The sequence below is a fragment of the Streptomyces sp. 11-1-2 genome, from assembly GCF_003595545.1.
Taxonomy (GTDB): Bacteria; Actinomycetota; Actinomycetes; order Streptomycetales; family Streptomycetaceae; genus Streptomyces; species Streptomyces hygroscopicus_B.
Window position 1 is genome coordinate 2033921 of record NZ_CP022545.1, and the last position, 14045, is coordinate 2047965.

Below are 14045 nucleotides of genomic sequence, written 5' to 3' on the forward strand. Positions count from 1 at the left end.
CCTGAGCGGCCCCCGAACGCGCCGGCAACCCGAACAGAAAAGGGCTCACCATGCATGTGCTGGGAAGGCGCCGGCGGGGCCGGCTCGTCCTGACCGGTCTGGCCACGGTCCTCGTCGCCGCCTCGACCGGGCCGGCGGCGGCGAAGCCGCGGCCGGCCGATCCGCTCCAACAGCGGGTGGACACGGTCCACGACACCGGGGCCGTCGGTGTGCTCGCCGAGGTGACGTCACCGGACAGACGTGACAGCGCGCGCGCCGGGACGGCCAAGGTGGGCACCGGGAGGCCGATGCCACACAACGGCGGTTTCCGGATCGGCAGCGCCACCAAGACCTTCACCGCCACCGTCGTGCTGCAACTCGTCGGCGAGGGGCGCATGTCCCTGGAGGACACCGTCGAGCAGTGGTTACCGGGAGTGGTCCAGGGCAACGACAACGACGGCAGCCGGATCACCGTACGGCAGTTGCTGCAGCACACCAGCGGCATCCATGACGTCCTGCCGGAGATACCCGCGTTGAACAGCGCGGAGGGCTATCGGGCCGAGCGGTTCCGCGGCTACACCCCCGAGGAGTTGGTGGGACTGGCGATGAAGCACCGGCCCAACTTCCCGCCGGGCGACGGCTGGTCGTACTCCAACACCAACTACGTTCTCGCCGCGATGATCATCCACGAGGTCACCGGCCGGAGCTGGGCACAGGAGGTGAACGACCGGATCATCCGCCCGCTGGGCCTGAAGGACACCAGCACGCCCGGCGCCTCCCCGTCCATCCCGGGCCCGCACGCCCACAGCTACGCCGCGTTCGGCACCCACACCAGCATCGACGTCACGGCGCTCAATCCGAGTATGGCCACCGGCTCCGGCTCGATCATCAGCACCACGCACGACCTGAACCGGTTCCACACCGCACTGCTCGGCGGCCGTCTGCTGGCTCCGGCACAGCTCGACGAGATGACGACCACCAAGCCCGCGCCCGAGCTGGGCGTGCGGTACGGACTCGGTCTGGGCGAGATCCCGTTGTCCTGCGGCGGCAGCTACTTCGGCCACCCGGGCGAACTGCTCGGCTATCACACCTGGGGTGGCGTCACCCGAGACGGCACCCGGACCGCCACGGTGTACGTCACCAGCGACGGAGGCGACGACACCCAGCAGGCCATGAGCACACTCGTGGACCAGCAACTGTGCCGGACCCGCCCCTGATACTCCGTCTCCGGTCCGCGATCCACGTGCGGGCCCGGTCGTCGAGACGCCGCCGGCAGTGGCCGCCTCGGGCCGCTGCCGGTGGCGCCTGCGCCGGTGTGACCAGCGCGGCAGGGCGGCCGGACAGACGGGTGGGCGAGCGCTACGCGTCGCGCGCCGCGAACACCGCCGCGCCCAGCAGGGCCTGGTCCTCGCCGTCGTCGCGTACCGACAGGGCGAGTTGTGCGAGCCGCGGGTCGTGGTGGGTCAGACCGGCGTAGAGGGGCGGGCCTATCAGTGGCCATGCGGCCGTGATGGAGCCGCCGAAGACCACCGTGTCGGCCTCGAAGGCGGTCAGCCACGGGGCGAGGGCGTCGCCGAGGGCGCGCAGGGCCGAGGTGATGACGTCGCGGGCGGTGACATCGTCGGCGGCCAGGGCCGTCAGCTCGCGCAGCCCGTCGACGGGACGGCCGGTGCGGTCCGTGTAACGGGCGGTCATCGCCCGGGTGGAGACCGTGTCCTCCAGCGGACGGCCGTCCACGGTGAGCAGGTCGACGCGGCCCTCGGGCGGCACGCGCGGGTCGTCCTCGACGATCGTCCCCCGGTCCAGGAACGCGGAGCCGATCCCCGTGCCGAGCGTGACCGCCACGAGGCGCCCGCTCCCGGTGTGCACCGTGTGCCGGGCGCCGAGCGCGAAGGCCGAGGCGTCGTTGAGGAACCGCAGCCCGGCCGGGCGCGGGTTCAGCCGGGGCGTCAGGAGTTCGCCGACGGCGAGGCCGTCCAGCGAGGCGAACTTGCCGACGCCGTGGTAGCGGGCGATGCCGCGCGCGTAGTCGAACGGCCCCGGGACCGCGATGCCCCAGGTGTCGCGGACCGCACGCGCGCCGAGGGCGGTCGCCGAGAGCACGCCGCCCGCGGTCTCGGCGAGCGCGGCGAGGAAGTCCTCGGGGCCGACGCCGGGCGCCAGCGGCAGGCGGTGCCTGGTGCCGTCGGCGATCCGGGCCCGGTCGAGATCGACGGCCGCCGCGGTGACATGGGAACCGCCCACTTCGAGGACGGGCACGAGGGGTGGCGGCACGACGGGAGGCGGCATGACACTGGACGGCATGACGCTGGGCGGCACGGGACCTCCGGAAACCGTCATCGGCGCCTACCGCGGCGCCGGATGGTCGACAAGTGTGGTCGCGATCGTCACGCGCCGCGACGGCTGGGGGGCGGTGCTCGCCTGGCGCTCGAAGAGCAGCGTCGCCGCGGCCCGGCCGACTTCGACCGGGTCGTAGGAGACGACGGTGAGCGGCAGGTACAGCATGTCGGCGAGTTCGATGTCGTCGAAGCCCGCGAGGGCGACCGGCTCCTGGTCCCGCGCGCGGTCCCGCAGGGCGCGCAGCGCGCCGACCGTGTTCCGGTTGTTGGCGGTCAGCAGCGCGGTCGGCGGGTCCGGCAGGGCGAGCATGGCGCGCGCCGCCTTCTCCGCGAGCGCGCTGTCGCTCCGGTGCCGGCTGACGTACCGCTCGTCGAGCGCGATGCCCGCCTCCTCCAACGCCACCGCATAGCCCCGGAAGCGCTCGGAGCCCGTCCACAGCGACGGCGGCAGACCGAGGAAGCCGATGCGCCGGTGGCCGCGGGCGGTGAGCCGGCGGCAGGCGTCCCGGGTGCCGCCGAAGTCGTCGACCAGGACGCAGTCCACGTCGATGCCCATCGGCGGGCTGGCGGCGAGCACCACCGGGAGGTCGCGCAGCCGTGTCCCGTCGAGGTGGCTGTGGTCATGCCCGGCCGGGACGACGACCAGGCCGTCCACGCCGCGGTCCACCAGGTCGGCCACCACCTCGCGTTCGGCGGCCGGGTCCTCCCCGGTGCTGCCGAGCATGACCCGTGCGCCGTAGCCCACGCAGATCTGCTCGAGGCCCACGGCGAGTTGGGAGTAGAACGGGTTCGCCAGGTTGGTCACGACCAGTCCGATGAGCTCGTTCGGACCGCCCGAACGCAGCTCCCGGGCACGCTTGTTGGGGCGGTAGCCGAGAGCCTCCACCTCGGCGAGCACCCGCTGGCGGGTGGCCTCACCGATGCCGCGCTGACCGCGCAGCGCGCGGGAGACGGTCATCGGGCTGACGCCGAGCCGCGCGGCCACGTCCCGCATGGTGAGGGCCGGTTCGGAACCCGAGTGTGCGCTCATACCACCTGTGCCTTCACCAGACGGACCGGCTCCGGCCCCTGATTGTGCACGCGGTAGGAGGTGACGGACGCCGGGACTGCGATGGTCTCGGCATAGTGTACGGAGTGCCGGTGCCCGGCGGCGGTGGTGATGACCGCGCCCTGCCCGTCGACCACGGTCAGCACGTGGAAGCGGCCGTCGGTCTCCTGCTCGGCGGTGCGGCCCGGCTCGACGGCGATCCGGTGCACCTTGAAGAACATCGCCGGCAGTGCGCCGAGCAATTCCTCCGCCCAGCCGTCGCCGGCGGACAGCGGCCTGGGCGGCTGGACCAGTTCGCGGGCGACCGCTTCGCCCGACCGCTCCGGGTCGAGATTACGGAAGGCGTGCTCCACGTGGACGGCACGCTGCCGGTCCGCCGCGTCCCGCCGCAGCCAGTCGTAGAACCGCAGGGAGTACAGGTAGGGGGTGGCGCTGACTTCGAGGACGACGTTGCCCTCGCCGCTGCCGTGCGGGGTGCCGGCCGGGACCAGGTAGAGCTGCCCGGCCTCGGCGGGAAACACCTGCACATACCGCTCGATGTCGAACGGTGTGCCGTGTGCGTCGGCGGCGTGGGCGCTGTGGTGGAACGCCTCGACGTCGGCGCCCTCGCGCAGTCCGAGGAAGACCTTGCTGTGGTCCCCGGCGCGCATCAGGTAGTAGGTCTCGTGCTGGGTGTAGGGCCAGCCGAAGACGTCGCGCATGTCGTCGGGCCTGGGATGGCAGTGGACGGAGAGGTTGCCGCCGCCGACGGTGTCGAGGTAGTCGAAGCGCACGGGGAACGACGTGCCGAACATCTCGTGCACGGCGGGGCCGAGCACCTCCACCGGGGAGAGCGCGACGACGAGCTGGAACGGCACCTCCACACACCTGGAGGCGTCGTCGCCGAGCAGGACGCCGCTCTCCGGCGCGATCAGCTCGTAGCCGAGGGCGGTGTTCTCCGCGTCCGGGTTGTGACCGAGCGTCTCCTGTCCCCAGTGTCCGCCCCATGGCGTCGAGTTGAAGGTCGGCCGGGTACGGAAGGGGCGGGCGGCGAGCGACCGGCAGGTCTCGCGCAGCGCCTGCCCGCCGATCGACGCCGGGTCGACGGTATCGGTAACGTCGATCCAGCGGTCGATCCGCCCCGCCATGTGGTCGCGATGGCGGTCGAGCAGCGGCCAGTCGATGTAGAGCAGCCGCCGCAGGGTCGGCGGCTCGTCCTCGGGCGCCGCGAGGTTGCGGCCCCGGCCGTGCTTGACCGCCGCCTCCGCGTACCGCTTCGGCAGGTCGGCCCACCACAGGACGTCGGCGTCCGCGAGCGCGGCGCCGGGCCCGAGCAGGACGCGCAGCACATCGCCCTCGCCCAGGTCGGATTCGCCCGCGCCGCCCTCGCCCGCGCCGGATTCGCCCGCGCCGCCCTCCCCCGGGTCCACGAGCGCTGCCAGGGCCCGCGCGTCCATCAGGTCGGACAGGTCGCCGCCGGCCAGCCTCGCGAAGTCGGGGTCGCCCCGCAACTCTTCGGAGTCCGTGAGCCGCCGCACCGTCTCCCAGTCGCGCACCGCCGTGCGGGCGTCCGCGAACTCCACCGGGGTGCGCCGATCATCGAACGCCGCGCGCAGCCCGGCGGCGACGGCGGCCCAGTCCAGTACGGCGGGGCCGTCCACGGCGAGGACCCGGGTCCCCTTCGGGAGCGTCCCGGCCGCGTCGGCCCAGCCGACGGCGACCGCGTCGGCGAGGACGGGATAGCACGGTGTCGGATCGTACTGCGGTGCCTTCGTCTTGACCTGCGGACTCTCGCCCATGTCACCAATCCCGTGAGAGATACGTTAACGCGCGTCTTTCCAAACCACCTGCACGCCTGTACGTTACCGATAACTTACCAGGTCGGGGATTCCGTGACGAGGGGGTCAGATGGGGTCGATCGACATGCCACAGGGGACCAGCCGCCGCCGGGTGTTGGCCTCCTCCTTCGCAGCCGTCTCCGGTCTCGCGCTCAGCGCCTGCGCACGAGGTTCGATGAGCCGGCCCGCACCGGCGGACGTGGTCTCGGTGTTCAACGACAACCCCACCTGGGCGCCGGGTTTCCGGGCGGCGGGCAGCCAGTTGCGGCCGCTGTCCGGCTTCCGGCTCGCGCCGCGGGCGGTTCCCAACGTCAGCAACTACCAGCAGATCGTGCGGATGTCGGCGCAGACCGACTCCACGGCCGATCTCATCAAGTGGTGGAACGGGTACCGGCTGCGCGATATCGCCCGCGCCGGGATCCTCGCCGATGTCACCGACGCCTGGGACGAGGCGGCCCGGCGCGGCTGGAGCGACGACACCGCGTTGCGCGAGACCTTCAGCCACGAAGGACGGCAGTACGGCGTCCCGCTCTACAAGTCGTACTACGTCGTCTTCTACAGCCGGTCCGTCTTCAAGCGGCTCGGTGTGGAGGTGCCCAGGACATGGCAGCAGTTCCTCGATGTGGTGGACGCCGCCCACGCCAAGGGCATCACGCCGATCTCCTCAGGCGGCGCCACCACCTGGGAGTCCTCGATCTGGTTCCAGCAGCTCGTCAACGGGCTCGACCACCGCTTCTACCTCGACCTCACGGCGGGCCGGGCCTCGTACACGGACGATGTGTGCCGGCGCGCGATGGCCCTGTGGAGCGATCTGTACCGGCGGGGCGCGTTCTCCTCGCCCGACGCCTCGTCCACGGACGTACCGGGCCAGTTCACGCGGGGCAGCACCGCCATGTGCCTCTACGGCACCTGGAACACCGGGTCGTTCCTCGACACCGGGGTCAAGGAGGCCGACCTCGGCGCGTTCCTGCTGCCTCCGCCGCCCGGCGGCGTCCCCTCGGTCCTCGTGGAGAGCGGTGTGCTGGCAGTGTCGGCGAACGCCCACAAGCGCGATGCCGCCCTCGCCGTGGCACGCGCCTGGCTCGACCCGGCGGTCCAGACGGCGTGGACGGGATTCCTGCGGGACACCTCCGCCGACCCGGGCGTCGTGCCGAAGGTGGACACGGTGCGCGAGGTCGCCGCCCAGGTGCGACGGGAACGGCCGGCACAGGCCATCCGCTACTGGGAGGCGTCGCCCCCCGTACTGATCGAAGGCAACGTCCAGGACCTGAGCGCCTTCATGATCGACCCCACGTCGGCCCAGGCGACGAAGACCCTGACGAACATGCAGCACCGAGCCGACAAGGAGTGGAAGATGTGGACGTCCTGACCACTGCCGAGGAGGCAACCGGCCAAGCGGGGTCGCGCCGCCCCAAGGCCCCCGCGCCCGGCCCGCGCTCCGATCGCCACCGCGCCGCCATCTGGGTGGGCGCGTTCCTCACCCCCGCCGTGGCGCTGGTCCTGCTGCTCCTGGTCGCGCCCTTCCTGGTCACCGCGTGGCGCAGCCTCTTCGACGACAACGGCATCACCGCACGCTTCGTCGGCCTGTCCAACTACACCGCGCTCTTCTCCGACCCCGACTTCGGCCGGTCGCTGCTGAACACCGTGCTCTGGGTGGTGGGCACGCTGGTCCTTCCGGTGCTGCTGGGCCTGCTCCTGGCGGTGCTGACCCATTCGGTGCGCTGGGGCGCGGTGGCCCGCACCGCCGTGGTCATCCCGTACGCGCTCTCCGGCTCGGCGACGGCGCTGCTGTGGACGTTCCTGCTGAAGAGTGACGGGGCGGTCAACCAGACGCTGGGCTCGGTGGGGCTCGGCGGCTGGCAGCAGGAGTGGCTGCTGCACTGGCCGATGAACACCCTCGTCATGATCGTGGCGACGACGTGGCAGGCGACCGGGGCCTCGCTGATCCTGTTCCTGATCGGGCTCCAGACCATTCCTTCGGACACCATCGAGGCCGCCCGGCTCGATGGCGCGCAGGGCCTCCAGCTCTTCCTGCGCGTGATCGTGCCGCAGCTACGGCCGATGACCGTCGTGGTGGTGGGCATGTCCATCGTCAACAGCCTCAAGACCTTCGACATCGTGTGGCTGCTCACCCAGGGCGGCCCCGGAACGGCCTCCGAGACACTCGCGCTGACGATGTACCGGCAGACCTTCACCCTCAACCGGTATGGCTACGGCGCGGCCGTCTCCGTCGTGCTGACAGTCGTCGTCATCGCCGCCTCCTGGCTCTACCTGCGGCGACAGGTGGGGCAGCGGCCTGGGGAGGGCGTATGACGGGCAGGACGGTACGCGGTGCCCTGGTCATCCTGGTCTCCGTGCTGTGGCTGGTGCCGACCTGGCTGGTCGTCGTCAACGCCTTCACCCCGGCCAAGCAGTACACCGGATCGCCACGGTGGTGGTTCGCCTCCCCTGGGCTGTTCGCGAACATCCGCGCCGCGTTCGACAGCGCCGACGTCGGGCGGGGACTGTTCAACACCCTGATGTACGCGGTGATCGGCGCGGCGGTGGCGGTGGTGATCGCGGCACTCGCCTCGTTCGCCGTCACCGTGATGCCGGTACGGCGGCCCGCATTCTGGTTCTGGTTCATCTTCACCGGCACCGTGCTGCCCCTCCAGACGTTCCTGTCCCCCCTGTTCACCGGGTACGCCGCCACCGAACTCTACGACACCCAGTACGGCATGCTGCTGATCTACGTGGCGCTGACCATCCCCTTCGCGTTCTTCGTCAACCGCAACTTCATGCTCACCGTGCCGAGGGAGATCTCGGAGGCGGCCCAGCTCGACGGCGTGAACTGGCTGTCGATGTTCCTGCGGATCCATCTGCCGCTGGCCAGGAACGCGCTGCTGGCCGCGTTCATCTTCCAGTTCACCTGGATCTGGAACGACCTGCTGTTCGGCATCACCCTGTCGCTCAGCCCGAACGTGCGGCCGGTGACGGCCACACTGGCCGACCTCGGCGGCAACTACTCCACGGTGGGGCCGCCCGTCGTGCTCGCCGGCGCGCTCGTCGCGTCGCTGCCGACCGTGGTCCTCTTCTTCGTGTTCCAGCGCTTCTTCGTCAACAGCCTGCGGCTCACGGCCTGATCCGAACCACCCTGGGAGAGAAAGACATATGACGACGCGCGCACTCGTACGCGACCGCCGCTGGTCCACCGACAAGGCCCGGACGAGCATGATCGGCCTCGCCGTCGCCGCCACCGCGCGGGCCGGCGGCACGGAACTGCGGGCCCTGCCGGAACACCTCGTACGCCGCGACGACGCGGGCGCCCGGCGCGGCGTGCGCATCCTCATCTCCGGTGACGCGCCGGGCCACGGCACTCCGGGCCACGGCTCTCCGGACCACAGCGCTCCCGACCACGGCGAGTGGACCTTCGAGGTGGAGGTCGCCGGCCGTGGCCGGGTACCCGTCGAGGTGCTGCCCGCGCCCGGCGGGCCACGCCTGATGCTCCCGCTGGAGAGCGACCGCCGCGATGTGCGGATCCAGGCCCGCAACGGCGACGTGTCGGCGGTGCTCGCCTTCGCGCTGGAACCACCGCGGGACTGGACGATCCACCTGGTCCACCACTCGCACCTGGACATCGGCTACACCGATCCCCAGGGCACCGTCCTCGGCGAACACGTCGCCTTCCTCGACTCCTGCCTCGACCTGACCCGTACCACCGACGGCTGGCCCGACGACGCCAAGTTCCGGTGGGCCGTGGAGTCGCTGTGGTCGTTCGAGCAGTGGGCCGCCGTCCGGCCGCCGGAGCGGGTCGCGGAGTTCGTCGAGCGGGTCCGCGCCAGCCAGATCGAGCTGACGGCCATGCCGTACAACCTCCACAGCGACACCTGCTCCACCGACGAACTGCACGAACTGCTGCGGCTGGCCCGCCGGGTGCGGGACACCTACGGGATCGAGTTCCACTCGGCCATGCAGACCGATGTGCCCGGTTCCGTCGCCGGGCTGCCGGACGCCCTGTCCCCGCTGGGCGTGCGCTACCTGTCGGTGGCGCACAACTGGGCCGGGCGCTCGGTGCCCACCACCAACGGCGGGGCACGGCTGCCGCGCCTGTTCCGGTGGCGCGCCCCGTCGGGCAAGGAGGTGCTGGTGTGGATGACCGACAGCCCCCACGGCCTGGCCTACATGGAAGGGCCCGTGCTGGGCTTCGACACCTCCTACGCCATGGTGGACGACCTGCTGCCCGCCTACCTGACGTCGCTCGCGACCAACCCCTACCCGATCCCGCCCGAGCTCCTCGGCTCACCGTCCCCCGCGCCGGGCGAGCGCGAGCCCTACCCGTGGGACGTGCTGCATCTGCGGGTGCAGGGCCACTTCGGGGACAACGCGCCGCCGCGGCTGATCCTCGCCGAGACCGTACGGCGCTGGAACGAGACGTGGGACAGCCCCAGGCTGCGGCTGTCCACCAATACCGACTTCTTCACCGACGCCGAGGCCCGCCTGGGCGACGCCATCCCCGCCTTCGAGGGCGACTGGGGCGACTGGTGGGTCGAGGGCGTCGGCTCGGGCGCCCGGCCCCAGGCCATGGTGCGCCGCGCCCAGTCCACCGTCACCGACGCCGCCACTCTGTACGGCATGGCCGCCCTGGCCTCCCCCGCGGCGCCCACCACCGACCTGGCCGCGGCCGCTCGCGACGGCGCCGACCAGGTGTACCGGTCGGTATCCCTGTTCAACGAGCACACCTGGGGCGCCTCCGACCCGTGGACCCACGGTGACGCGGGCGGCGAGTCGGGCGAGCAGCAGTGGCACTGGAAGTACGGGTACGCGCTGCACGGCGACAACGACGCCGACACCTTCCTCGACCACGCCTCGGCCGCACTCGGCGCCCTGCTGCCCACCGCGGCCGACGCCGACGTGACGTACTGGGCCGTCAACACCACGGCGGCGGCCCGCACCTCGGTCGTGACGGTGTTCCTGCGCGAGAGCCGTGTCCCGCTCACGAGCACGGTGTCGGTGGCCGACGGCCGCACCGGCACGGAACTGCCGCTGGTCCAGGAGGCGCAGACCAACCCGGTCCACCGGGACGCCGGGCGGTGGCTGCACATCCAGGTACCCGACGTACCGCCGTTCGGGCTCGTACGGCTGGACGTGACGGTCACCGGCGAGGACGGCGGCAAGGTGGTGGCCTCCCCCGCCGCGCTCCGCCTCGACGGGGACGAGGAGGGCGAGAAGCGCAAGGACCGCGCCGTCCCCCTGCCCACCGCCGACGACCTGATCCTGGAGAACGACCATCTGCGTGTCCGCCTCGACCTGACCAGGGCCTGTGTGGCGAGCCTCGTCGAGAAGGCCACCGGTCGCGAACTCGTCGACCAGGACGCCGTCGTCGGCTTCAACGGCTACGTCTACGACACCTACACCACCGCGGGCGGCTACAACCACCAGGCCAACAAGACCACCGTGAGCGAGGATCTGGAACTCCTCGGCTCCCGGACCCTGGCCCGCCCCGCCGTGCTCCTCGAACGCGTCGACGACGCCCTCGGCCAGCGCCTCACCTACGAGTACGCGGCAGACGGCGTCCTCCGGGCCCGCACCACGCTCAGCCTCGGCCGTGACGACGCGCACCTGGTGATCGACAACCGCTTCGACAAGCCCGCCACCATGACGAAGGAGAGCGCCTACCTCGCGTTCCCCTTCGCGCTGACGCGGCCCACGGTGCACTACGAGATCACCGGGGCCCTGACCGGCACCGGCCTGGCCCATGTGCCCGGCGCACCCCAGCACATGCGTGCCATCAGGTCGTTCGTCTCCCTGGCGGACGACGGCGGCCCCGTCGCCTGGATCACCCGGGACGCACCGCTGGTCGAGCCGGAGACCATCGCCCTGCCCTACGCGCCCTTCCCCGACTCGACCTCACCGCGACAGCCCGGCACGGTCTACTCCTGGGTCCACAACAACCTCTGGGACACCAACTTCCCGTCCCAGCAGGCGTTCCACACCACCTTCCGCTACGCGGTGGGCGTGCGCCGCGGCGGCGAGGCCATCGACGCCGAAGCCCTGGCACTGCGCACCGCCTATGAGGTCGACCACCCGCTGATCGGCGTCCCGGCGCACGGCGCCCCCGACGCGGACCGGCCGGCCGAACGCGCGCTGCTCTCCGTGGACGACGCGCGCATCGCGGTCCGCGACGCCGCCCCGGTGCCAGGTGACAACGGCGCCGACCTGCTGGTGAGGCTCCAGTCCTTCGCCACGGAGCCACGCACGGTCCGCCTCAGGTGCGGCTTCCCCGTCGCGAGCGCGGAGCGCGCCACCTACCTCGGCGACCCCGACGGCCCCGCCACCCTCGACGGCGACGACATCCTCGTGGACATCCCCCGCCTGGGCACCACCGCGGTCCGCGTGCGCCTCGGCGCCGCGGGGTAGCGGGATAGCGTCGTGGGAGCCACCCGCCACCGGCTCCGTGTGAGTGGCGGGCGGCTCCCACGACGCGCTCCATCACGGTCATGTGGGGGAACGTCAGCGCTCGATACGCCGCCTCACCTCCTCGTTTCCGTCATGGCCGGCGGCCGGGGGCAGGCTGTCGAGCTTGGCCGGTTGCTCAGCGGTCAGCTCGACCGTGTCGGCGGCGGTGTTCTCCGCCACGCGGGCGGCCCGCTTGGTGCCGGGGATCGGGACGATGTGCTCGCCCTTGGCCAGCAGCCAGGCCAGGGCGACCTGGGCCGGTGTGCTGCGCCGCGAAGAGGCCGCGACCGACGCCCTCCGCCTCCTGTCCGCCTGGGCCGCCACTCAGGACCAGCCGACACCCGACCTCCACGAACACCTCACCTGACCAGCGGGAACAGCGCGGCGCTCGGGGAGGCGCGCGACTGGTGTCCCAGCCCTCATGCGGTCCTCTTGGTAGCGATTCTGGCCCGCAACGTGTCACGAACGGTGGGCCACTCATCCGCGAGCAGGCTGTAGTACAGCGAGTCGCGGCGGGTGCCGTCCTGGCGCCGCATATGGCTGCGCAGGGTCCCTTCATAGACCAGGCCAAGACGGGCCAGAGCCTGTTGAGAACGCACATTGAGATGGTCGGTGCGCAGAGCCAGCCTGACGAGGCACAGGTCATCGAAGGCATGGCTGAACAGCAACAGCTTGGACTCGGCGTTGTACGGACCTCCCCAGCAAGATCGGTCGAACCATGTCGCGCCGACTTCAGCGCGGCTCTCGTCCAGATCGAGGTCGTACAAGCTGGTCGAACCGATCACAACATCGTCGTCACGACGTTGCACCGCGAAGCACCGCCGGGCAGGATCCGCGATCATCTGGCTCAGCATCGTGCGCATCTGCGTCACGGTCTCAGGACGTGGCCGCGGCATCCATCGCCATACCTCAGGGTCGGACGCAGAGGGGAAGAGCGCGTCAGCATGCTCGGTGGATAACGGGACGAGACGGACCTCACTGCCGAGGAGAATGTTGTTCTTCACCTCGACACATTAGAGCGAGCCATGACACCGGCAGGAGAACCGAACTGAGGAGAGCAGCACCTCCGGGCACGGCTGTATGACCGGTGACCCCAACGCCGGGCCGTGTTACGACATGAGGGGCGTTTGTTCGCTGCGCGTACGTCGCTCGTCATAGTCGGATCGGGCGGCTTCCACCGCATCGAGGTGATCGACGACCCATCTCAACATCGCTTGCAGGGGTGACTCAAGGCTCCGACCCAGGTCAGTGATGCGGTATTCGATCGCCACCGGGTCCGTGGACACGACCAGCCGTTCGATCACCCCGTTGCGCTCGAGCCGCCGCAGGCATGTGGTCAGTGACTTCGGCGTGACGGCAGGCAAGTGCTGGCGAAGCTCATTGAAGCGCCGGGGGCGGTCGCACAGTGCCTCCGATACTCCCTTGCTCAACCAGTGAAGGCAGGATCCATGACCGGCGAATACTCGGCTATCCAGGTCTCCATCAACGGCGGTGTGGCGGAAGTCGTCATCGACCACCCTCCGCTCAACTTGCTGGACGCCACCCTCATGCTCGACCTGGACCGGTTCGCGGCCTCGATGTCCGGCAACGACGACGTCCGGGTGATCGTCTTCGACAGCGCGGACCCGGACTTCTTCATCGCGCATGGCGACATGACGTTTGCCGACAATGCAGCGGCGTTCTCGGCACTCCCGATCGCCCCCGAGGCAGACCAGTCCTTGAACCCGATGATGCGGCTCCACGAACGCCTCAGGTCGCTGCCGCAGATCACGATTGCCAAGGTGCGTGGGCTGGCACGCGGTGGCGGTGCGGAACTGCTGTCGGCCATGGACATGCGGTTCGCCTCCCTCGAGCACGCCGGTCTGGTGCAGCCCGAGACCGCGGCGGCGATCATCCCGGGCGCGGGAGGCACCGCATACCTGCCCGGTCTCGTAGGCCGCGCACGTGCCCTGGAGATCATCCTCGGTACGCGGTTGATCGATGCGGCGACCGCGGAACGGTACGGATGGGTGAACCGGGCCGTGCCGAACGCCGAGCTCGACCATGTCGTCGACACCCTCGCCGCCCGAATCGCCGCCTTGCGACCCGGTGTCGCTCGCGCCGCGGTCGAAGCGGTCGACGCCGCGTCGGACTCGATCGCTCACGGCCTGGAAAGGGGGAATGAGCTTCTCGGCCAGCTCCTCGGCGGGCCCGCCGCGGCCCGTCTCACCAAGGCCGCACTGGCCGCAGGTGCACAAACCCGTGACGGGGAGCGGCACTTGGAGGCCATTTTCGACAAGATCCAGTAGGTCCGTCTCCCAACGGATCCAGTTCGGAGCGGGAATGGCGCGGGTGAACCGGCTCCGGGCTGAGAAATGCACCGCTGCACGACGACCATGGCCACCGTCCGGGTCAGCGACGCGGACGACGTGGCGAAGTCGCCGTCAC

Annotated in this window: 12 protein-coding genes; 6 read left to right on the forward strand and 6 right to left on the reverse strand. The window is 70.9% G+C overall.

Annotated features, from left to right (window positions below):
- Positions 1-50 precede the first annotated feature (50 nt).
- A complete protein-coding gene (locus tag CGL27_RS08240; protein ID WP_205587641.1) occupies positions 51-1196 on the forward strand; it encodes a serine hydrolase domain-containing protein in 1146 nt (381 codons plus the stop codon).
- A 142-nt stretch (positions 1197-1338) separates the two neighbouring features.
- Here CGL27_RS08240 and CGL27_RS08245 read toward each other — a convergent pair whose 3' ends face one another.
- The 3 genes from CGL27_RS08245 to CGL27_RS08255 form a co-directional block, all read right to left on the reverse strand.
- Positions 1339-2253, reverse strand: coding sequence for an ROK family protein (locus CGL27_RS08245; RefSeq protein ID WP_205587642.1), 915 nt, complete (start codon positions 2251-2253; stop codon positions 1339-1341).
- Between the two features lie 72 nt (positions 2254-2325).
- Positions 2326-3348, reverse strand: coding sequence for a LacI family DNA-binding transcriptional regulator (locus CGL27_RS08250; protein WP_119985628.1), 1023 nt, complete (start codon positions 3346-3348; stop codon positions 2326-2328).
- On the reverse strand, positions 3345-5144 hold the full coding sequence (locus CGL27_RS08255) for a class I mannose-6-phosphate isomerase (protein WP_119985629.1): 1800 nt from the start codon (positions 5142-5144) through the stop codon (positions 3345-3347). The genes CGL27_RS08250 and CGL27_RS08255 overlap by 4 nt, the downstream gene beginning before the upstream one ends.
- Before the next feature lie 109 nt (positions 5145-5253).
- On the opposite strand from CGL27_RS08255, the gene CGL27_RS08260 reads away from it, so the two are divergent.
- The 4 genes from CGL27_RS08260 to CGL27_RS08275 are packed head-to-tail and all read left to right on the forward strand — an operon-like array spanning position 5254 to position 11579.
- On the forward strand, positions 5254-6552 hold the full coding sequence (locus CGL27_RS08260; protein WP_119985631.1) for an extracellular solute-binding protein: 1299 nt from the start codon (positions 5254-5256) through the stop codon (positions 6550-6552).
- Positions 6540-7496: a sugar ABC transporter permease gene (locus CGL27_RS08265; protein WP_119985633.1), complete on the forward strand. Its 957-nt coding sequence runs from the start codon at positions 6540-6542 to the stop codon at positions 7494-7496. The genes CGL27_RS08260 and CGL27_RS08265 overlap by 13 nt, the downstream gene beginning before the upstream one ends.
- Positions 7493-8305: a carbohydrate ABC transporter permease gene (locus CGL27_RS08270; protein ID WP_119985635.1), complete on the forward strand. Its 813-nt coding sequence runs from the start codon at positions 7493-7495 to the stop codon at positions 8303-8305. Before CGL27_RS08265 ends, CGL27_RS08270 begins: the two co-directional genes overlap by 4 nt.
- A 28-nt stretch (positions 8306-8333) precedes the next feature.
- A complete protein-coding gene (locus tag CGL27_RS08275; protein ID WP_119985637.1) occupies positions 8334-11579 on the forward strand; it encodes an alpha-mannosidase in 3246 nt (1081 codons plus the stop codon).
- Between the two features lie 93 nt (positions 11580-11672).
- Here the strand turns inward: CGL27_RS08275 and CGL27_RS08280 are convergent, their stop codons facing one another.
- The 3 genes from CGL27_RS08280 to CGL27_RS08290 all read right to left on the reverse strand — a co-directional run bounded on the left by CGL27_RS08280 (position 11673) and on the right by CGL27_RS08290 (position 13048).
- The gene (locus tag CGL27_RS08280; protein ID WP_119985639.1) at positions 11673-11942 is read right to left on the reverse strand and encodes an aldo/keto reductase; all 270 of its coding nucleotides are present in this window, start codon (positions 11940-11942) and stop codon (positions 11673-11675) included.
- Positions 11943-12037: 95 nt separating this feature from the next.
- Positions 12038-12622: a GNAT family protein gene (locus CGL27_RS08285; RefSeq protein ID WP_119985641.1), complete on the reverse strand. Its 585-nt coding sequence runs from the start codon at positions 12620-12622 to the stop codon at positions 12038-12040.
- A gap of 105 nt (positions 12623-12727) precedes the next feature.
- Positions 12728-13048 (reverse strand): helix-turn-helix domain-containing protein, encoded by a 321-nt coding sequence (locus CGL27_RS08290; RefSeq protein ID WP_240450396.1) that lies wholly within the window; start codon positions 13046-13048, stop codon positions 12728-12730.
- 18 nt (positions 13049-13066) lie between these two features.
- On the opposite strand from CGL27_RS08290, the gene CGL27_RS08295 reads away from it, so the two are divergent.
- Positions 13067-13906 carry an enoyl-CoA hydratase/isomerase family protein gene (locus CGL27_RS08295; protein WP_119985643.1) on the forward strand — a complete coding sequence of 280 codons (840 nt, stop codon included), beginning with the start codon at positions 13067-13069 and terminating at the stop codon, positions 13904-13906.
- Positions 13907-14045: the final 139 nt, after the last annotated feature.